Origin of the sequence: Stappia sp. MMSF_3263 (genome assembly GCF_030733745.1) — a bacterium.
Lineage (GTDB): Bacteria > Pseudomonadota > Alphaproteobacteria > Rhizobiales > Stappiaceae > Stappia.
This window is the reverse complement of the sequence record NZ_JASHIK010000009.1, coordinates 66366-86117: the sequence shown is the minus strand read 5'-3', so window position 1 is coordinate 86117 and position 19752 is coordinate 66366. Positions and strand designations below refer to the sequence as shown.

The 19752-nt window shown below is 68.8% G+C and carries 17 protein-coding genes; 2 read left to right on the top strand and 15 right to left on the bottom strand.

The window, feature by feature from the left end; genetic code table 11:
- Positions 1 to 84: 84 nt before the first annotated feature.
- Genes cobM through RBB46_RS11750 form a run of 6 tightly spaced genes read right to left on the bottom strand, consistent with a single transcriptional unit; the run spans position 85 to position 6476 of the window.
- Positions 85 to 867: a precorrin-4 C(11)-methyltransferase gene (cobM, locus tag RBB46_RS11775; RefSeq protein WP_306029177.1), complete on the bottom strand. Its 783-nt coding sequence runs from the start codon at positions 865 to 867 to the stop codon at positions 85 to 87.
- Positions 864 to 2684 carry a precorrin-3B C(17)-methyltransferase gene (gene cobJ, locus RBB46_RS11770; RefSeq protein WP_306029176.1) on the bottom strand — a complete coding sequence of 607 codons (1821 nt, stop codon included), beginning with the start codon at positions 2682 to 2684 and terminating at the stop codon, positions 864 to 866. Before cobJ ends, cobM begins: the two co-directional genes overlap by 4 nt.
- A complete protein-coding gene (gene cobI / locus RBB46_RS11765; protein WP_306029175.1) occupies positions 2654 to 3385 on the bottom strand; it encodes a precorrin-2 C(20)-methyltransferase in 732 nt (243 codons plus the stop codon). Before cobI ends, cobJ begins: the two co-directional genes overlap by 31 nt.
- 14 nt (positions 3386 to 3399) lie before the next feature.
- A complete protein-coding gene (cbiE, locus tag RBB46_RS11760; protein WP_306029174.1) occupies positions 3400 to 4635 on the bottom strand; it encodes a precorrin-6y C5,15-methyltransferase (decarboxylating) subunit CbiE in 1236 nt (411 codons plus the stop codon).
- A complete protein-coding gene (locus RBB46_RS11755; protein ID WP_306029173.1) occupies positions 4632 to 5294 on the bottom strand; it encodes a precorrin-8X methylmutase in 663 nt (220 codons plus the stop codon). Before RBB46_RS11755 ends, cbiE begins: the two co-directional genes overlap by 4 nt.
- A 30-nt stretch (positions 5295 to 5324) precedes the next feature.
- The gene (locus RBB46_RS11750; RefSeq protein ID WP_306029265.1) at positions 5325 to 6476 is read right to left on the bottom strand and encodes a sirohydrochlorin chelatase; all 1152 of its coding nucleotides are present in this window, start codon (positions 6474 to 6476) and stop codon (positions 5325 to 5327) included.
- Positions 6477 to 6973: 497 nt separating this feature from the next.
- Between RBB46_RS11750 and RBB46_RS11745 the strand changes: the two genes are divergently transcribed.
- Positions 6974 to 7501, top strand: coding sequence for a cupin domain-containing protein (locus RBB46_RS11745; RefSeq protein WP_306029172.1), 528 nt, complete (start codon positions 6974 to 6976; stop codon positions 7499 to 7501).
- A 106-nt stretch (positions 7502 to 7607) separates the two neighbouring features.
- A complete protein-coding gene (locus tag RBB46_RS11740) occupies positions 7608 to 8132 on the top strand; it encodes a glycine cleavage system protein R (RefSeq protein ID WP_306029171.1) in 525 nt (174 codons plus the stop codon).
- A gap of 14 nt (positions 8133 to 8146) precedes the next feature.
- On the opposite strand, the gene RBB46_RS11735 is transcribed toward RBB46_RS11740, so the two are convergent.
- The 9 genes from RBB46_RS11735 to RBB46_RS11695 form a co-directional block, all read right to left on the bottom strand.
- Positions 8147 to 9295 (bottom strand): DUF1513 domain-containing protein, encoded by a 1149-nt coding sequence (locus RBB46_RS11735; RefSeq protein ID WP_306029170.1) that lies wholly within the window; start codon positions 9293 to 9295, stop codon positions 8147 to 8149.
- A complete protein-coding gene (locus RBB46_RS11730) occupies positions 9276 to 10388 on the bottom strand; it encodes an imelysin family protein (RefSeq protein WP_306029169.1) in 1113 nt (370 codons plus the stop codon). Before RBB46_RS11730 ends, RBB46_RS11735 begins: the two co-directional genes overlap by 20 nt.
- Before the next feature lie 43 nt (positions 10389 to 10431).
- Complete coding sequence (locus RBB46_RS11725; RefSeq protein WP_306029168.1) at positions 10432 to 11955, bottom strand: di-heme oxidoredictase family protein; 1524 nt, start codon at positions 11953 to 11955, stop codon at positions 10432 to 10434.
- Positions 11956 to 12048: 93 nt separating this feature from the next.
- Complete coding sequence (locus RBB46_RS11720; protein WP_306029264.1) at positions 12049 to 13272, bottom strand: imelysin family protein; 1224 nt, start codon at positions 13270 to 13272, stop codon at positions 12049 to 12051.
- A 94-nt stretch (positions 13273 to 13366) separates the two neighbouring features.
- On the bottom strand, positions 13367 to 13876 hold the full coding sequence (locus RBB46_RS11715; RefSeq protein WP_306029167.1) for a hypothetical protein: 510 nt from the start codon (positions 13874 to 13876) through the stop codon (positions 13367 to 13369).
- A 252-nt stretch (positions 13877 to 14128) separates the two neighbouring features.
- Positions 14129 to 16255: a bifunctional diguanylate cyclase/phosphodiesterase gene (locus RBB46_RS11710; protein ID WP_306029166.1), complete on the bottom strand. Its 2127-nt coding sequence runs from the start codon at positions 16253 to 16255 to the stop codon at positions 14129 to 14131.
- A gap of 147 nt (positions 16256 to 16402) precedes the next feature.
- Positions 16403 to 16915 carry a MarR family winged helix-turn-helix transcriptional regulator gene (locus RBB46_RS11705; protein ID WP_306029165.1) on the bottom strand — a complete coding sequence of 171 codons (513 nt, stop codon included), beginning with the start codon at positions 16913 to 16915 and terminating at the stop codon, positions 16403 to 16405.
- Positions 16916 to 16917: 2 nt separating this feature from the next.
- Complete coding sequence (locus RBB46_RS11700; RefSeq protein ID WP_306029164.1) at positions 16918 to 18186, bottom strand: flavin-dependent oxidoreductase; 1269 nt, start codon at positions 18184 to 18186, stop codon at positions 16918 to 16920.
- Between the two features lie 155 nt (positions 18187 to 18341).
- Positions 18342 to 19376: a TRAP transporter substrate-binding protein gene (locus RBB46_RS11695; RefSeq protein WP_306029163.1), complete on the bottom strand. Its 1035-nt coding sequence runs from the start codon at positions 19374 to 19376 to the stop codon at positions 18342 to 18344.
- Positions 19377 to 19752 lie beyond the last annotated feature (376 nt).

The window sequence follows — 19752 nt, the reverse complement described above, 5'->3', positions numbered from 1 at the left end:
CGGGTCTCTCCTTTGGCTGTTGGGTATGTCCCGAGCCTAGGGGGATGCGCGCCGTGATGCAAATCCGGGCCGGGCGGCCGTGGCTTACGCCCCGGCCTTCGCCTTTTTCTTCTTCGGGCGCAGCACATGCACGTGGTCGGCATGATACAGTGCCGAATCGCGGAAATCGGCGGCTGGCTGCAGCGCGCGGCCGACGAAGATCAGCGCCGTGCGGGTGATCTTCGACAGGCGCACCTTCTCGCGGATGTCCGACAGCGTGCCGTGGATGAAGCTCTGGTCGGGCCAGCCGACCCGGTAGGCGACCACCACGGGGCAGTCCGCCCCATAGAGCGGCACCAGCTGGCGCTCGATCTCGCGCAGATTGCGGATGGAAAGGTGGATGGCGAGCGTCGCGCCGCTCTTGCCCAGCGTCTCGAGGTCCTCGCCAGGCGGCATGTCGGAGGATTTCATCGTCGTGCGGGTGAGGATCACCGTCTGGGCGATCTCCGGCACGGTGAGTTCCTGCCCCAGCGCCGCCGCCGCTGCGGCGAAGGCCGGAACGCCGGGCGTCACGTCGAAGGGAATGTCCTTTTCGCGCAGCCGCCGGATCTGCTCGGCGATCGCGCCATAGAGCGAGGGATCGCCGGAATGGACACGGGCAACATCCTGGCCCTTCTCGTGCGCGGCCTCGATCTCGGCCATGATCTCGTCGAGCGTCATCGGCGCGGTGTCGACGACGCGCGCGCCCTCGGGCGCCGCCTTGACAATCGCCTCGGGCACCAGCGAGCCGGCATAGAGGCAGACGGGGCAGGCCTCGATCAGCTTCAGCCCGCGCACGGTGATGAGGTCGGGGTCGCCTGGGCCGGCGCCGATGAAATGGACGGTCATAGCTTTTCCTCGATGCGTTTGGCGTAGCCGCGCGGGGTGTAGACGAAGGGCCTGCCCGCGCCCGTCATCACCGCGCGCGAGGCGGACGAGCCGACCAGCACGGTGGTCAGCATGTCGACATCGTCGACGCGAAGCTCGCCCAGCGTCGTCACGGTGATCGTCTCGCCCTCGCGGCCAAGGTTGAAACCGAGCACCACCGGCGTGTCGGCCGGGCGGCCGGTCAAAAGGATCTCCCGGGCGGCGGCAAGCTGGGTGCGGCGGCGCTTGGAGACCGGGTTGTAGAAGGCGACGACGAAATCGCCGAGGGCTGCCGCCTTCAGCCGCTGCTCGATCGCCTCCCAGGGGGTGAGCAGGTCGGACAGCGAGATGGTGCAGAAATCATGGCCGAGCGGCGCGCCGACAAGGGCGGAGGCCGCCTGCAGGGCCGAGATGCCGGGCGCGTTGACCACCTCGATCCGCCGGGCCGCGTCCGAAACGCCGCCCTCTTCCTGCGGTCGGTGAAGGAGCTCGTAGACGAGCGCCCCCATCGCATAGATGCCGGCGTCACCCGAGGAGACCAGCGCCACCGAACGCCCCTCGCCGGCGCGTTCCAGCGCGAAGCGCACCCGCTCTTCTTCCGCGCCAAGCGGGAAGGCGTGGCGCGGCTTGCCCTGAATCAGCGGCGCGACGATGTCGAGATAGAGCGAATAGCCGACCGCCTCGTCGGCCTCGGCCAGAAGGCGCGAGGCCTGCGGCGTGCGCCAGTCGTCGCGGCCCGGGCCGATGCCGATGACCGACAGCCGGCCGCGCGCCCGGCCGATCTCCGCCGGGTCGAGGGGCGCGGGCGCGCGCGCCACCGCGACCGTCGCATTGGCGCTCTTGCGCTTTTCCACCACGAGCACGCCGTCCACGCCGCTCGCCGCCAGCGCCGCACCCTCGCTGACGCCGTGACAACCGACCTCGGCGAAGACGACGTCGGACGGGTTGGCGAGACGGGAGGCCTCCTCCTCCAGCCGGCTTGCGGAAAACACCCGCACCGGCGCGCCAAGCACCTTGCCCAGCGCATGCACCGCCGGCTCGTCGGCCTTCAGGTCGAGCGTTGCAACCAGCGCCACCGCGCCTTGCGCAAGCCCCGCCCCGGCCAGCGCCTCGCGGACAAGCCCGGCCAGTTCCTCCGGCGGACAGCCGCGGGCGCAGCCGACGCCGACGACAAGGCATTGCGGATGATAGACCAGCGCATCCGGTGTTGCGGCGCGCGCCTTCTCGGTGACGGCAATGGCCAGCGCCGCCTCGGAGGAGATCGGCAGGCGCGAGCGGGTCAGCCAGGGGGCCGATCCTTCGATACGCACCGGTTCGCCGGCGAGCAGCCGCGCCATCACGCCCTTGGCATGTTCCGGATTGGCCAGCCACCAGCCCTTGGGCGGCGAATCGAGCGCGACGCCCAGCGCCGTGTCGCCCTGCGTCGTCACCGCCGCATGGGCATCGAGCGCGCCGGCGATCTGGCGGGCGAGCGAGTTGGCGCCGCGATGGCCGCCAAGCAGCGGCACGACGCTTTCTCCGTCCTCGGAGACGGCGATCACCGGCGGCTCGGAGCGCTTGTCCTCGATCACGGCGGCAAGCGCGCGGATGAGAATACCCGACGCGCAGACGCCGATGATCGGCGTGCCGGCCTGGTAGAGCGCCCGGATATGGTTGAGCGTCTCGGCGAAGGGGACGTCCAGCCCCGGCACCCTGTGGGCGAGCCCGTGCAGGGTCGCGCCCGGCAGAGCGGCGGCAATGCGCCGCGCCGTGGCGAGTGCCGCCGGCGTCAGGACGAGGATTGCGGCGGAAGCATCCACGCTTCGTCTCCCTTGTAAATCAGGATCATCGAGAAATAGGGGGCGGAGGCGTCATTCACCTCCGCCAGCGGCATCGCCTTTTCGCTGGCAAGCGTCGCCCGCTCCACATAGCCGGCATGGCCCAGCAGGCCCAGCCCGGAAATCAGCCTCTTCAGCCGCTCCAGGTGGCGGCCGACCTTCATGATGGCGACGGCGCCGGCCGCCTCGATCCGGGCGGCGATCTCCGCGTCGGCGAGCGGGCCGGGAATGACGGTGAGCACGTCGTTGCGCGCGGTCAGCGGCCGGCCGAGCCGCGCGGCACAGGCGGTGAGCGAGGTGACGCCGGGCACGATCTCGCAAGGGAAGCTGCCCGACAGCCGCTCGTAGAGATACATGAAGGAACCGTAGAAGAAGGGATCGCCCTCGCACAGCGTCACCACGTCCTCGCCGGCGGAAAGCGCCGCGCCGATCTCCTCCGCCGCCCGGTCATAGACGTCTTTCGCCGGATAACGCTCGACGCGCATCGGCACGATGATGGGGATCTCGCGGGCATCGTCCGGAATGATGTGGGCCGCGATCGACCGGGCGAAGCTCTCGCCATCGTCGGGCGCGGGATAGGCGACGACCTTCGCCGAGCAGATCAGGCGATGCGCCTTCACGGTCATCAGGTCCGGATCGCCGGGCCCCAGCCCGACGCCGTAAAGCGTTCCGGTTTTCGTCATGGTTCCGGATTTCGTCATGGCAGAGTGAGGCTCCATTGCGTCACCGGCATCAGCGGCCGCCAGCCGGTCATGCCGCCGACCGGGCCGGCGCGCGAAACGGCGATGCGCGCCAGCTCGCCGCCATGGCGGGCATGGGCAGCCGCCAGCACCGCCTCGCTTTCCAGCGTCACCGCATTGGCAACGAGCCGGCCGCCGGGCTTCAGCGCGGCAAGCGCCGCCTCCAGCGCGCCGGGCGAGGTCAGGCCGCCGCCGAAGAAGACCGCGTCAGGCGCTGGCAGACCGGCCAGCCCGTCGGGAGCGGAGGCGGCACGCAGGTCGAGATGCGGCACGCCGAGCGCTGCCGCATTGGCGCGCGCCGTGGCCCGGCGGGCGTCGTCCGGCTCCAGACCGATGGCCTGACTGCGCGGCGCGGCGCGCAGCCATTCGATGGCGACCGCGCCCGATCCGGCGCCGATATCCCACAGCAGCGCGCCCGGCACCGGCATCAGCCGGGCAAGCGTCACGGCGCGGATCTCGCGCTTGGTGATCTTGCCATCATGGCGGAAGGCATCGTCGGCAAGGCCCGGCACGCGGGCCCGCAAGGGCGTGTTGGCGACCGCCTTCGCCTCGATGGCAACTACATTCAGCGCCGCCACGGCCCCGCGCCAGCTCTCCGCCGTCGCCGCAAGGACGCGCTCGCGCGGCCCGCCGAGATGTTCGAGCACGGTGATCCGGCTCGCGCCATAGCCCTCGTCTGTGAGCAGGTCGGAAATCTCGTCGGCAGCGTCCGCGCCGGAGGTCAGGCACAGGATGCGGGCGCCGGGAAAGAGAACGCCGCGCAAGAGGTCGAGCGGGCGGCCATGCAGCGACAGGATCTCGACCTCCTGCAGCGGCCAGCCGAGCCTTGCGGCGGCAAGCGACAGGGAGGACGGGGCTGGCAGCACCAGCATCTCCTGCGGGGCGAGCGCCCGCGACAGCGTCGCGCCGACGCCGAACCACATCGGATCGCCCGAGGCGAGCACCACGGTCGGCGTGCCGCGTCCGGCAAGCAGCATCCCGACACCCGCCTCGAAGGGAGAGGGCCAGGGCGTCACGCTCTTGCCAAGCGCCGCCACAAGCTCGGCATGGCGGACACCGCCGAAGATCCGCTGCGCCTCCTCCAGCGCCCGGCGGGCCAGCAGGGACAGACCGTCGAGCCCGTCCTCGCCAATGCCGATCAGCGTCAGCCAGGGCGCCGGGGTGCCTGACGCGCCCGTTTCAGCCACGCTCATGACGCCGCCTCTTCCGGCACGCCGGCGGCCAGCGCGTTGAGCGCCGCGGCGGCGATGGCCGAGCCGCCCTTGCGGCCGCGCAACACCAGGCACGGAATGTCGAGCGGGCTGTCCAGCAGCGCCTCCTTCGATTCCGCCGCACCGACGAAGCCGACCGGGAAACCGAGGATCGCGGCCGGACGCGGAAAGCCCTGGTGGATCCGTTCCAGCAGATGGAACAGCGCGGTCGGCGCGTTGCCGATAACGACGACGGCCCCCTCGAGGCGCTCCGCCCACAGATCAACGGCGGCGGCCGAACGGGTGGTGCCCAGACGCTGCGCCAGATCCGGCACTTCGGCTTTGTTGAGCGTGCAGACGAGGCTGTTATTTGCCGGCAAACGGTTCGCGATGATGCCTTCGCAGACCATCCGTACGTCCGCCAGGACCGGGGCTCCGGCGGCGAGCGCCTTCGCCACGATGGCCGCGACATCGCCGCGCCAGGCGATGTCGGCGACGATCTCAGGCATGCCGCAGGCATGGATCATGCGGATCGCGGCCGGATGCAGCCCGTCCGGCAGGCGCGCCAGATCGGCTTCGCCGCGCACGATGGCGAAGGACCGGCGATAGATCTCCGCCGGATCGTGCTCGTAGTCGTAGCGGGGGGGACCGCCCGCGCTCACGCCGTCTTCCTTGCTGTCATCATGCCGCGCTCACCCGTCCGACTTGCGCATGGATTTCGGGCCGTGCGGGTGGTCGGCATGCGGATAAACCGGATGATGATGGTCGTGATGATCATGCCCGTGGGAATGGGAATGCCCGTGATCATGATGATGATGGTGGTCGTGATCATGATCGTGAGAATGACCGTGACCGTGGTCATGTGCATGATCGTGGTGATGGTGGTGATGGCCGGCGGCGGCCTGTTCCTCGCAGGCTCCCGTGCAGGTCACGTCGCAGAGCTTGCACTCGGCATCGGCGCCGAGCCCTTCCACATGATGGTGGTGGCTTTCCTGCGGCCGGCCGACATCCTCCTCGAAGCCCAGCACCTGCTCGCGGTACTTGCACATCTGGCAGTTCATCAGGTTGGCGCCCTGCAGGATTTCCTGGACGCGGTCCGCCATCGTGTCGATCACCTGCGGGTGGTCGTTGAGATAGCCGGCCTTGAGGAACTCGATGTCGGGGTGGCGCGCGGCGATCTCGTCGGTGTGGTTGTAGATGCGGCTGACGAGCACGCCGGAGAACAGGAAATAGGGGAAGACAACGATGCGGCGGTAGCCGAGCTTCGCCGCGTGCTCCAGCGCCGGCTGCACCAGGGGGAAGGTGACGCCCGAATAGCCCGTCTCCGCCCAGCCGAAGCCGAAGCCTTCCCACAGCATGCGGGTGATCTTGGCGACGTTGGAATTGGCATCGGGATCCGAGGCGCCTCGCCCGATCACCATCAGCAGCGTCTCGTGCAGGGGCACGTCGCTTTCCGCCGCCTCCAGCGCCTCGCGGATGCGGTCGCCGGCGGCGCGGATCATGCGCGTGTCGACGGCGAGCTCCCGGCCGTAGGTGATGGTGACGCCCGGGTTCTGCGCCTGGTAGGTGTTGAGGACGGACGGGATGTCGTTCTTGGCGTGGCCGGCCGCGAACAGCATGCCCGGCACCGCGAGAATGCGGGTGCAGCCCTGCGCGCGCAGCCGGTCGAGGCCGTCCTTGATCACCGGATTGGCGAATTCGAGATAGCCATATTCCACCGGCCAGTCGGGAAAGCGGGCCTTGAGCCGCTCGGCGAGCTGCGCGAATTCACCGACCGCGCCGCGGTTGCGGCTGCCATGGCCGCAAATCATCAGCCCGAGCTTCTCGCCCGTCGCGCCCGTCATGTCGGCCATCACGCTTCTCCCTCGCATGCATCCGAGGGACGCTCCGTCAAAACCGCGCCGAAGACAAATTCGTGTTTCATCTCAAAAGCTCCCTCTCGGCCTGACGGCCTGTGCCCGGTGCCGGCCGGATGCCGGGCACCATCGGCGTCGCTTGAGAGGGAGAAACCGGTCACGCACGCCATGCCGGGCGCAGCGCGACCCGCGCAACGCCTGCCAAACCGCTCGGACAGCTCCGGACTGGATCCCCGACATGGGTCGATCGGCACCGGAATCGTTTTCAGTCCCTCCCGGGACGCCGTCATTGGCCGGGCACGCTAGTGGAGCCGGCCGGAGGCATCAAGCGCCAATTCCGGCAGAACCTGTCGGCGGAGCGGCGGCGACCGCCAAAACCCCGGCGCCGTCAGGCGGATAAGCACAATCCAAGCAATCGCGGAAACCGGATGTTCACCGCCTTGCCTTATCCTTGGTTGCAACAAGACTGAGGGAGAGAATCGTTCATGACGCAACTCGCCGCGGCCACCGCCTCCGCCAGCGCAACGACATTCGCCGACCGCACCCCCGCCGGCCTGACGCTCGCCCGCCTGGACGGGCTGGAGCTTGACCCGGCGCCGATCAACCCGGACTGGGTGCTGGAGGGCGAGCCCCGGGCGCGCGCGGTGCAGCTGGCACAGGGCGACGACCGTTATGCGTCGATGTCGGTCTGGGACTGCACGGCCGGCCGCTTCAACTGGTATTTCGGCTGCGACGAGGCCGTCTACATCCTCGAGGGCTCGGTCACCGTCACCGGCCCGGATGGCGAGACGCGCGTGCTGAGCGCCGGAGACACCGGTTACTTTCCCGCCTTTTCCTGGTTCGAGTGGCATGTGCCGGACTATGTCCGCAAGGTCGCGTTCTGCCACGACGTGGTGCCGCCGCTGGCGCGCCTGCCCGTCAAGGTGCTCGTCCGCCTGTCGCATATCGCCGACCGGCTCTACACCGCGGCCTTCGGACCCCGCACCGCGCCGGGCGACCGCAAGGCCCGGTGAAACCGCAGGCTCGAACGGGATCGTCGGGCCTCGTGAAAAGGGACCGGTTTCCTCGCGCTCCGAAAGGCTCTAACCTCCCGGAAAACAACCCGGGAGAGCTCCTTTCATGTCGATGATCTCGCTGGTCCTGACGGCGCTTGCCGACGACCGCCCCGGCCTCGTCTCGCAGCTGGCGGACGTGATTGCCGCGCACGAGGGCAACTGGATCGAAAGCTCCATGTCGCGGCTTGCCGGCGAGTTCGCCGGCATCGTCCGTGTCGAGGTGCCGGAAGGCCGGGTCGAGGCTCTCGAGGCCGCGCTCGGCGCGCTCGCCCCGCGCGGCATCACCACCACCTTGAGGCGTAGCGACGCGGCCGGTGAAACCCACGGCCAAGCGGCGCGGATGACCGTCATCTGCCAGGACCATCCGGGCATCGTTCATGCTGTTTCTGCCGTCCTGGCCGCCAAGGGCGTCAGCATCACCAGCCTAGAAACCGAGGTCTATGCCGGTTCCATGAGCGGCGAACGGATGTTCCGCGCCGAGGTCGACATGGTGCTGCCGGTCGACCTTGCCGCCGGCGATCTCTCCGCCGCGCTGGAAAACCTTGCCGGCGACCTGATGGCCGAAGTCGACTTCACCGACATCGGCTGAGGCCGGCCAGGCACTCAGGCCGGGCCGAGCGCCACGAGATGATTGTCCCAGGCAACGCCGGGCGCGGCCGCCAGCAAGGCCGGCGTGCCGGCCGGGTCGAGGCTGTCGCTGAGGCCTCCCTGCCCGTCGGAGATGAGGAAGGCACCCTGGTCGAGCGGCGCCAGCCCGCAGGCGTCGATGCGGTCCTGGGCAGCCAGGAACGTGCCGTCGCCGGCCTTGAAATAGAGCACCTTGCCGGCGCGCGGACAGGAGGCGGCGACCACCTCGCCATCGCGGCTGAGCGCGACCGAGCCGACATAGTTGGCGAGCCCGCCGCGAAGCCCGTCCGGCACGTCATGCATCGCAAGCCGGCCGCTGGCGATGTCGAGCGAGGCCATCAGCGGCGGCGTGTCGTCCTCCGGTCCCTCGTACTGGCCGCCGATCCACACCTTGCCGGCCGCCCCCACCGCCATGTGGCGCAGCGACAGCTGGTGCAGGTGTGCCGGTGCCTCGATGGTGGCGAGGATCGAGCCGCTCGGCCGGTCGATCAAGGCGATGTTGGGACGCATTGTGGCGATGTTCAGCTTCGCGCGCGCGCGGTCCGGATGGGTCTCGATGCCGCCATTGGCAACGACCAGCGTCCTGCCGTCCGGCAAGGGCAGGATGTCGTGGGGACCGACGCCGCCGGACCAGTATTCGCCGACGCGAACGGGTGTCTCGCCGGACAGATCGTAGACGCCGATGACGCCGCGCGAGGTCTCGAAATCGTTCTCCGTGGCAAAGACCAGCCGGCCGTCGGGCGAAAATACGCCGTGACCGTAGAAATGCCGGCCGGGAACCGCCGCGACGGTGACGGGTTCGCTGCGCCCCAGCGGATCGAACAGCACCGCGAACGTGCCGGGGCGGCGGGCGAAGACGAGACAGCGGCCGGTGCCCGGGCAGACGGCGATGTCGTGGCCCCGGTCCGGCAGCGGCACCCTTGCCCGCGTCATGCCGTCGAGACCGGTGACGACCACGGAGTGGGTGCCGTCGGCCTCGCGGCGCGCGGCGGCGAAAAGCGGATCCTGCGCATCGAGTGCCTGCGCCGCCCGGGCGAGGGCGGCAGGTCCGTGCGCCGCGAGCGCGGCAAGTCCAGCGCCGGTGCCCAGCAGCAGTTGCCGCCGGTCAATCCCCGTCGAGCGCATTGAAGCCTCCGCGGAAATCGAGATGGCCGGCAAGCTCGCCGCCGAGCGTGGCGCGCAGGCCGGTCAGGATGGTGTGGACATAGGCAAGACGGCCCAATGCCTCGTCGTCGGCGAGGGCCGCCTCGAGATCGACGGGCACCGCGTCAAGCGCCCGCCCGGCGTTTCTCGTCTCGAAGGCAAGCGTGTTGCCGATCCAGGCCGCGTCGTCGACGGCGGCGGCGAAGCCCGCCGCCTCGATCGCATCGTCAAGACCGCGGACCGCGCCGGACAGATAGGCGATGCTGGAGCGCGAGCGCGAGAACGGCACGCGCGCGGCGCGCACCGAGGCGAGCCCGTCGCCCAGGAGCGGGGCCAGCATCTGGTCGCGGACAAGCTCCAGCGAGGTCATCAGCGCGTTGAAGACATACCCGGCCGCCTCCTTGTCGCTCACGGCGAGCGCGTTTCCGGGTCCGGCCGAGAGCAGCAGCGCCGTCTGTCCGGAAGGCGCGGCGAAGGCCCTGGCGACCTCGGAGGCGGTGGCCGTCATCCGCGCCGCCAGCGCGCGGGCATAGGCGCAGCGATAGGCGCCCTCCTCGTCCGTCTCGCCGAGCAGGACGCGGCCCTCACCGTCGAAGGCCGCCCATTCCAGCGCCGTCAGTCCCTGCAGCGCGACGCTCTTGCCGCGCAGGCTCGCCGCGTCCAGCGCGCTTTCCTCGCGCGCCGCAATCAGCCGCGTGACCTGGCGACGGACGACGCCGCGCCCGTCGGGGATGAAGGCGAGCCGCTCCAGCCGGTTGTCATCGGCCAGCGCCCCGGCGCGCAGCACGGCAAGATGCGCCTGCGCCCCGACCGCCGCCCGGAAGGCATCGGAAAAGCCGTCGGCCGCGCCGCCCTCGCAGGCGGTGTCGATGGCCGTCCCCAGCGTGTCAAGGCGCGCACCGAGCGCCTCCGCTGCCGGGATCGCGTAGCCGTCGACCAACGCCGGCACGAAGCGCCCGTAGTCGGGGCCGGCCGTGTCCTGTGCATGCGCGCCGGCAAAGGGAACGGCCATGGCAAGGCACAGCGCCAGCGCGGCGGAGAGCCGCCGCCGGACCCGGTGATATGGTTCTCTCATGCCTTCTCCTTCGGCCCCGCCAGCACCCCTTGCGGCCACAGGCCTATAGCGACTTGAGGAAGCGGATCAACGCCTCCCGGTCCTCTTTCTCCAGCCCGGCATAGCCGTCGCGCGCCGCCTGCCCCTCGCCGCCATGCCACAGGATCGCCTCTTCCAGCGTGCGGGCACGGCCGTCATGCAGGTAGGTCTCACGCCCCGATACAAGCTCGGTCAGGCCGATGCCCCAGAGCGGCGGCGTGCGCCATTCGCGACCGGTGGCGGTGCCGGCCGGGCGATTGTCGGCAAGCCCCTCGCCCATGTCGTGCAGCAGCAGGTCCGAATAGGGCCAGATCAGCTGGAACCGGTGGGCCGCGATCCCCGCCTTGCGCGAAGTGACGTATTTGGGCCGGTGGCAGGCGGCGCATTGCAGCGCCTGGAACAGTTCCTTGCCGGCCAGCACCTGACGATCGTCGATGTCGCGGCGGCGCGGAACGGCAAGATTGCGGCTGTAGAAGTCGACCAGTTCCATCACCGGATCGGGTGCTTCCGTCTCGCCAAGCTCGGCCTGCACACCGCTGGGCTGCGCCCGGCACGCGGTCTGCGCCGGCGTGCATTCGCCGAACGGGTCGGGCTTGTCCGGCGAGGATATGCCGATGTCGCCGGAAAAGGCGCCGGCCGACTGGGCCCGGACCGTCGGCGCCGATGCCTTCCAGCCGAAGCGGCCGAGCACCATTTCGCCGCTCGCCTCGTCGCGAACGAGACTGGGGCGTCCCGAGATGCCGTCGCCATCGGCATCGTCCGGATCGGCACCGGCGAGAATGTCGCCGGGATGGATCGCCTCGATAAGGCCAAGGCCGATCATCGGCGGGGCGACGCGCGGCGAGACCATGACGTCCTCGGCCATCTCACCGTAGCCGAGGTCGCTCATGCGGTAGTCGGGCACGCGCAGCGACACTCGGGTGCCGTCGCCCAGCCGAACGACCTGCTCCTCATAGGTCACTTCCAGCCGGCCTTCGGCGGCAAGCCCCGGCACCGCGTATGTCTGGAACTGGGTGCCGTAGTTCGGCTCGGGCAGCACCAGCGCCGCGCCGCTGGCCAGCAGGGCCCGCTCGTCCTCGCTTGCCGGCGGCACCGACAGGCGCAGGAACAGCGCTACCGGATCCTCGCCGGGAAGCGGCGGGTGGCCGCGCCCGTCGCGCAGGTGGCAGCCCTGGCAGGAGCGGGCATTGTAGAGCGGGCCGAGCCCGTCCGACGCCTTGGTCGAGGCGGGCGAGGACACCCAGAACTTCTCGAACAGGCCGTTGCCGAGCGCAAAACGCTGCTGGTCCTCGAAGGAAAGGTTGGCGGAGGGGAAGGAAAAGGCGGTGCTGGCGATGCGCTTGCCATGCGTCGCCGCGCCGGCGCTCATCGCCTCGAACGGCTCGGGCACGGAGAAGTCTGTCGGCGGGGCCGTGACACGGGCAACCCGGCCACGGTCACGGGGACTGAGGTCGTCGCGATGGGCAAGCGGTCCGTCGCCGGCGACGACAGGCGCAGCCAGGAGCGCCGCCACAAGATACGCGGCGACGGCTTTTGCTATCTTCGGCATGAAGTTTCGCTTAGGTCCGGCGCGACCCCTCCAGCCCGCGCGTGAAGTCTGGCCGCGGCGGGGCCACGTCCCCCGCCACGGCCGGTTTCATTCTTACTGGAACACTGCGTTCGGATTGTCGAGGCTGTCGGATCCCTCGAAGGCGATCTCGTCGAGACCAAGTGTCGCAACGACCCGCTCGATCGAGCGGGTCTGGTCGACCAGCGCGTCGACGGCGGCCTGCACCACGGCGTTGCCCTCCTCGTTGCCCTCGCCGATCATCTGGTCGTAGGCCTCGACGGTCTCGGCACGCTCGCGCATCGCCTCGAAGGCAGCGAGCGAGGCGTCGAGCTTGGCGGTCACCTCGTCGGCGAGCGCCTGGTCCTTGGCCGCGACCAGGTCCTTCAGCGCCGCGCCCTTGGCCGAACCGCCGCCGAAGCCCTCATAGGCGCCGAACCAGACGTTGCGGATGCCGTTGACGTCGTCGAGATGCGACATGTGGGTGTTGTCGGAGAAGCAGTCATGCTCCTCCTCCGGATCGTGCAGCATCAGGCCGAGCTTGATGCGCTCGCCGGCCAGCTCGCCATAGGAGAGCGAGCCCATGCCGGTGAGGATCGTGGCAAGACCGCCGGCCTCGCCCTTTTCGGCCAGCTCGGCGCGGGCGGCACCACCCTCCTTCCACGCATCCGCCATCTCGGTGAGGTCCGAGATGAGAAGCGCGGTCGCCGCCTTCAGATAGGCGACGCGGCGCTCGCAATTGCCGCCGGTGCAGTTGGCGGTGTCGAAGTCGGTTGCCGGGCGGGTGCCGGCACCCTTGTCGGTGCCGTTCAGGTCCTGGCCCCAGAGCAGGAACTCGACCGCATGGTAGCCGGTCGCCACATTGGCCTCGATCTCGCCGGCTTCCTGCAGTTCCCCGGCCAGCAGCGCCGGGGTGATTTCGGTGGCGTCGATCTCGCGCCCGCCGACAGAAAGCTTCGGATTGGCGATCACGTTGGCGGTGTAGAACGGGTTCTCGGGATTGTCGGCGCCATAGCCGGCATCGACATAATCGATCAGGCCCTCGTCCAGCGGCCAGGCGTTCACCTTGCCTTCCCAGTCGTCGACGATGGCATTGCCGAAGCGGTAGACCTCGGTCTGCTGGTAGGGCCGGCGTGCGGCGATCCAGGCCTGGCGGGCCGCCGCCAGCGTCTCGTCGTTCGGCTTGGCGGCCAGCGCGTCGACGGCGGCGGACAGGTTGCGCGCGGCGGCAAGCGAATCGGAATAGGCCGCCTCGGCGATATCGCCATAGGTCTTGACGACAGCGCCGCCCTCGACGGCCTTCGCATTCGTGGCGGGCATCAGCGCGATACCGGCGAGCGTTGCCAGCAGAAGGGTCTTGTTCATCGGTGTCAGTCCTCGTTCGAAGTGTGTGAAAGGCTCAAGGGTCAGGTCCCTAATGGCGCGTGGCCGATGCCTCGTGGGTGGCAAGCCGTTGCCCGTGCGGACAGGCAAGGCAGGGGTTGTCGGGGAGCACCAGGTCGAGCCGGCGCAACGTGTCGGCGAAATTGGCGGCCGCCTCCAGCGTGAAGGGCAGTCCTCCGGAGATCACCAGTTCCTCGGCGATGTTGGTCGCGGCCTCGCGATCGCCGCCCTGCCAGGCGGCAACAAGCGCAACCGCCAGGCACTCGTGGGCGCAGCGATGCGGGCAGTCATAGGGCAGGATCGACAGGCCGCACTTGGCCCAGCCGTTCAGCGCGCGGGCAAAGGCGGAAAGCCCGGATACGGCGTGGCGCGCCCGGGTCACCCCGAGCCTCCCGGCATAAAGGGTCCAGGCCATTTCCCAGCATTCGATGCTGCCCGACTGATATCCGGCAAGCCAGCGCCGCAGTCCCTCCACGACAAGGGTCTCGGCCTCCGCGCCCCGCGCCGGATCGTCGATGCGGGCTTGGTCAGTTCCGGTCACGTCAACCTCCAATCGACAGGGGTCAAGGTCCCGTCATCAAAGGGAAGGCCAGTGCGGCCACGGCCGAACTAACTCTAATTGGAGTTTGATAGTCAAGTTATTATTCCAATAAAATCAATATATTAGAACTACTCTAAACTGGACTTAGAGAGTCATATTTCTGAATTTTCAGGAGTTTGCAGCATACAGCCGGCCAGGGCGGCACGTCGCCGCAGCCACCTGACGGGGGCGCCGATGCGCTTGCCGCGCGGATCAGCCGCCGAATGTGCCGGTGGCCTGGGGCAGTGCCTGCACACCGGCAGGCGCGGGACCTGCAAGCAGCGCCTGCCGGGTTCGCGCCAGCGTCCCGGCGGCGGGCGCCGGGCCTGCAAGCATCAGCTTGAGCAGGTCGCTTGCCGGAACCGGCCGGGAGAAAAGGAAGCCCTGGATCGTGCGGCACCCGGCCGCCTGCAGGAAGACGAGCTGCTCGTCGGTCTCCACGCCCTCGGCAAGCACCGGGGTTCCGAGCGACTGGCCCAGCATCAGCACGGAGTGGACGATGGCGCGCGCTTCCTCGGAGGTGGCAAGATCGGAGGTGAAGCCCCGGTCGAGCTTGATCCTGTCGAACGGATAGACCCTGAGGCTCGCCAACGCCGAATAGCCCGCGCCGAAATCATCCAGCGCGATCGACACGCCCAGGTTCTGAATCTGGCGGAGAACGGCAAGGCTGAGGTCGAGATCCGCCATGAACGAGGATTCCGTCACCTCGACTTCAAGGCGGGCGGGATCGAGGCCCGTTTCCTTGAGGATCTCGGCGATCCGACCGGCAAGGTTGCGCTGGCGCAGCTGGACGGCGGAAATATTGACCGCGATCTTGATCGGCTGCGACCAGGAGGCTGCCTGCCGGCAGGCCTGCTGCAGCACCCAGTCGCCAATGGGAATGATCTGCCCGTTCTCCTCGGCGATCGGGACGAACACCGCCGGGGAGACCGCGCCATGCTGGGGGTGGATCCAGCGCAGCAGCGCCTCCGCCCCGGAGAAGCCTCCGGTCTCCAGATCCATCTGCGGCTGGAAGAAGAGGGTGAACTCGTTGCGTTCCACGGCCCCGCGCAGGGAAAGCGACAGTTCCCGGCGCCGGCGCTCCGCCTGGTCCATGATGCTGTCGCAGAACTGGGTGCGCTCGAGCGTGTCGAGCTTGGCGCGGGCCAGAGCCATGCCGGCATTGGCCAGCAGGTCCGACACCGACAATCCGTGTTCGGGGTAGAGCGCCACGCCGATGCCGGCGGAGCACGACAGCACGGTTCCCGAGGCGCGCACGGGAGAGCGGAACAGCCCGTCGAGCCTGTCGAGGAAGGGCTGCAGGTCGTCATTGCCGTCGAGCCGCTTGATCAGCGCGAACTCGTCGCCGCCGGTGCGCATCGCCGCCTCGCCCGGTTGCAGTCCCTTGAGAATGCGTGCGCCCAGCGCCTGAAGGAAGGCATCGCCGGCCGTGTGGCCGCGCAGGTCGTTGATCGCCTGGAAGTCGTCGAGGTCGACAAGCACGAGGCACAGGCGGGCGTCGTTGGCATCCGCCCAGATGCAGCCGTCCTCGAGTTCGCGGCTGAACAGGGACCGGTTGCCCAGGTCGGTCAGGGGATCGTACTCGGCAATCCGCAGGAGATCGGCGTCGGCAAGGGCGCGGGTGCGGTGGTCGATCAGGGCGGTGACGACGCCCATGCCGATCACCATCGTGCCGACACCGGCGACGGACAGGGCAAGCGCCCACAGCTGGTCGGTTGCCGGCGTCAGCACCGGGCGCAGCGGCGTCACGTCAAGCGCCGTCATGCCGGTGAAATGCATGACGACGATGCCCACGATAAAGGCGGTCTTGGCGCCGTATCGACACCAGATCGTGACCGGCCGCATCGAGCGGTTGAGGGCAAGCATGCCGAACAGCACGCTGCCGATCACCGAGGCGACGACATAATTCTGGTTCCAGCTGATCAGGCCGTCGACATGATATCCGGCCATCCCGAGATAATGCATGCCGGCAATGGCCAGGCCGATGACCGCGCCACCGGCCTCGGGGGCGAGACGGAACCAGCCGCTGATGGCAAGACCGAACCCGGCCGCGGTTCCGGCGATGGCAAGGAACAGTGACAGGATGGTCAGGGTCGGATCGAAATAGACCGCCGCCTGGGTCTGGTATGCCAGCATGGCGACGAAATGGGTGCACCAGATCGAGGAGCCGGCGGCCATGCCGGTCAGGAACAGCCAGCCGGCGCGCGTTGCCCCGCGCGTGTCGCGGGCACGCTGGAACAGCCGGAAGCTGATCCATGCGCCGAGCACGCAGATCGCGGCGGCAAGCACAACCAGCACCGGGTTGTGATCTATTGCTATGCAGGCGATGACGTCGAGCAAGACAGGTCAACCTCGGCAGTCATGCAACCATCCTTCGACGAATCGCACGAGTGTTAGCGATCGGACCGCACAGAACGTGGAAGGGCACTGGCGAAGCAACGCCTCTTGCGGGTTTTGGCATGATGCACCAAAGAATTTAACGTTTTGCTATCGGTTGTTTCGCAATTGCGAATTTCTACCGGACACCCGTCTCAATATCCTCGCAAGGACCTCTTTTTCATCCGCAGCCAGACCGTCCAGCAGGCGGTCTTCGGCCGTCTCGATCAACGGCCGAACCTGGCGGAAGCGAAGACGCCCGGCCGGCGAGAGCCGGTAGGCGACCCTGCGCCGGTCGCCGGCGACCGTGACCTGATCGAGCATGCCCGAGGCGGTCAGCGGCTTCAGCGCGGTCGTCAGCACCGACGGCGCGCAGGACATCGCCGCGGCGACGTCGCCATGGGTGATGCCGTCGTTCCGGTCGACAAGCTCCAGCACCATGAACTGCAGCGGCGTCAGGGCCTCGCCGGCGAAGACCTCGGCGAAGACCTGCTGGCCGCGCAGGAAGGCATGGCGCAGGAGATGGCCGACAAGATCGTTGAGACATCCGTAGTCGAGGTCCTCGCGCAGCCGCCCCGCAGCCTCGCCGCCGCCATCCGGCCCCGCGTCCTTCCGCCCTTCCACGGTCAGCGTACCGGCACGATGGGCGGGCGGGCGTTGAGCGCCCCGACATCGAAGCCGGCCAGGCGCTTGTAGAGCGAGGCCGTCTCCTCCAGTTCCTCGCGCGAGAGCACGTCGCCGATATCGGCAAAGCCCTCCGGCGCCCTTTCCTCGACCACGTCGAGCACCTTGTCGGGACCGTCGGCGCGATTGGCCAGGACGATGGCCGCCGTCGCCGGGCGCCGTTCCGCCTCATAGGCGGCCAGCGCATCCGGCACGGCCCCCCGCGCCAGGATCTCGCGGGTCAGCACCCTTGCATCGAGGATCGCCTGGCTCGCCCCGTTGGAGCCGATCGGATACATCGGGTGGGCCGCATCGCCCATCAACGTCATGCGGCCATGGGTCCAGCGCGGCAGCGGATCGCGGTCGACCATCGGGTACTCGAATATGTGATCGGCCGCGCGGATCACCGCCGGGATGTCGAGCCAGTCGAAGGTCCAGCTTTCGAAGCGCGGCAGGAAGTCGGCCGGATCGCCCGGCCGGTTCCAGTCCTCGCGCCGCCACAGATGGTCCTCGGCCATCTTCAGGTCGGCGATCCAGTTGATCACCGCGCCCGGCGCGCCGTCCTCCAGTTCGATGTCTTCGATCGGGTAGCAGACGAACTTGCGCGGCTTGCAGCCGGTCATCGCCATCGAGCGGCCGGTGAGGAAACGCGGCCCCCGCGTCACGCCGCGCCACATGACGATGCCACCCCACACCGGCAGCCCCTCGTCCGGGTAGAGCGCCGCGCGCGCCGAGGAGTGGATGCCGTCGGCGGCAACGAAGAGCGATCCTGAAACCGTGCCGGCGCCCCGCCCCGTCTCCCGGTCGACAAGGTCGACCTCGACGCCGTCATCCGTCTCGCGCCAGGCGGTGACCGCGCGGCCGCAGGCGACGGCATCGGGGCCGAGCCGCTCGCGCACGGTCTCGAGCAGCAGCATCTGCAGCTTGCCGCGATGGATGGAGAACTGCGGCCAGTCGTAGCCGGCGGTCAGGCCCCGAGGTTCCGACCACACCGGCTGGCCGTGGCTGGAGAAATAGGCGACCTCCCGCGTCCTCAGGCCGATCGCGTCGAGCCCGGCAAGCAGCCCCAGTTCATCGAGCTCGCGCACGGCGTGCGGCTGCAGGTTGATGCCGACGCCGAGCGGGCGGATTTCACCGACCGCCTCGAAGACGCGCACCGGCACGCCGATGCGGTGCAGGCTGAGGGCAAGGGTCAGGCCGGCAATGCCGGCACCGGCGACGAGTACGGTCATGGCCTCGTGTCTCCTTCAACCGGCCTGCCATCGACCGGCACGGCTCCGCCGTCGTCCGGCGAAAACGCGCCGGACGGGTCGGATGTTCAAAATGTCGCAGAAATTCAGTGCGGGCATCGCCCCGGCGATCAGGCCGGCGCGATGCCTGCTTCGGCCTATTCGCCGGCGTATTTGGCGATCATCGCCTTGGCGTCCTCGACCATGGCCTTGCCGTCATAGCCCTTGGCCGAAACCTCCGCGATCCAGGCCTCGACGACCGGCTCGGCCGCCGCCTTCCAGCGGTCGACCTCGGCTTCCGGCAGCTTGCGGATCGTGTTGCCGGCCTTTTCCGCCGCCTTGATGCCCGGCAGATCGCCCTCGTCCATGACGCGGCCGACCCATTTTGACATCTCGCGGCCCGAATTGGCGTCGATCACCTTCTTCAGGTCGTCCGGCAGGCTGTCGTATTTCGCCTTGTTCATGGCGAAGACGAAGGTCGCGGTGTAAAGCCCGCGCGTACCCTCGAAATCGGTATGGCTGCCGACGAGCTCGGCCACTTTCAGCGGCGTCGTCACCTCCCAGGGCACCACCGTGCCGTCGATGACGCCCTTGGACAGCGCCTCCGGCATTGCCGGCACGGGCATGCCGACCGGCGTCGCGCCGAGCGCGCCGAGCAGCGCGTTGGTCTGGCGCGTGGGTCCGCGCAGCTTCAGCCCGCTCATGTCCTCCAGCTTGCCAACACCCTCGCCCTTGACGTGCAGCAGGCCGGGGCCGTGCACATGCACGGCGATCGGCTTCACGTCCTTGAACTCGTCCGTGAGATACTTCTCGTAGAAGTCCCAGAAGGCCTGGCTGGTCGGCTCGGCCTTGGCCGCCATGAAGGGCAGCTCGAAGGCTTCGGTTCCGGGGAAGCGGCCCGGCGTGTAGCCCGGCAGCGTCCAGACGATGTCGACGACGCCGTCCTTGGCCTGGTCGTAGAGCGAGGGCGGCGTGCCGCCGAGCTGCATGGCCGGATAGACCTCGACCTTGATGCGGCCGCCGCTGTCGGCCATCACCTTCTCCGCCCAGGGGGTGATGAAGTTCTTCGGCACGGGCGCGGGCGCGGGCAGGAAGTGGTGGACGCGCAGCGTCACCTCCTGGGCGAGCGCGGGCGTGATGCCGGCACAGGCAAGCGCCGTCGCGGCGGCGGCAAGCAGTTTCAGTCGAAGCATGTGATCCTCCCAAGATGTCCGAAAGGCGCCAGCGCGCCGCGCGGTTGCAGCCTGCCGCCCGTCTGCGGGGCCGGTCAAGCCCGTCGCTTCCCGTCTCATGTCCGTCCTGGCCCGATGCCCCGGCTCCTCCCGGCGGATCGCGTCAGGTCGTTTATGATGTAAACGATTATGCCCGCGAATGCGCAAACGTCAACGGGAAGTCATGGCTACGCGTGCGTTCCCGCAGCTTTCCTTGATACAGTTCGGTGAGGCTGGTTGCCCCAACACCGTATTGACGGCGACGCAGATGAGAGCCACATTTCAAAGAACGGCGCTGGCCAATCGTGGAAGAGCAACGCAACCCTGTTGCGTGATCCTGCGTCAGGAGCGAATAAAA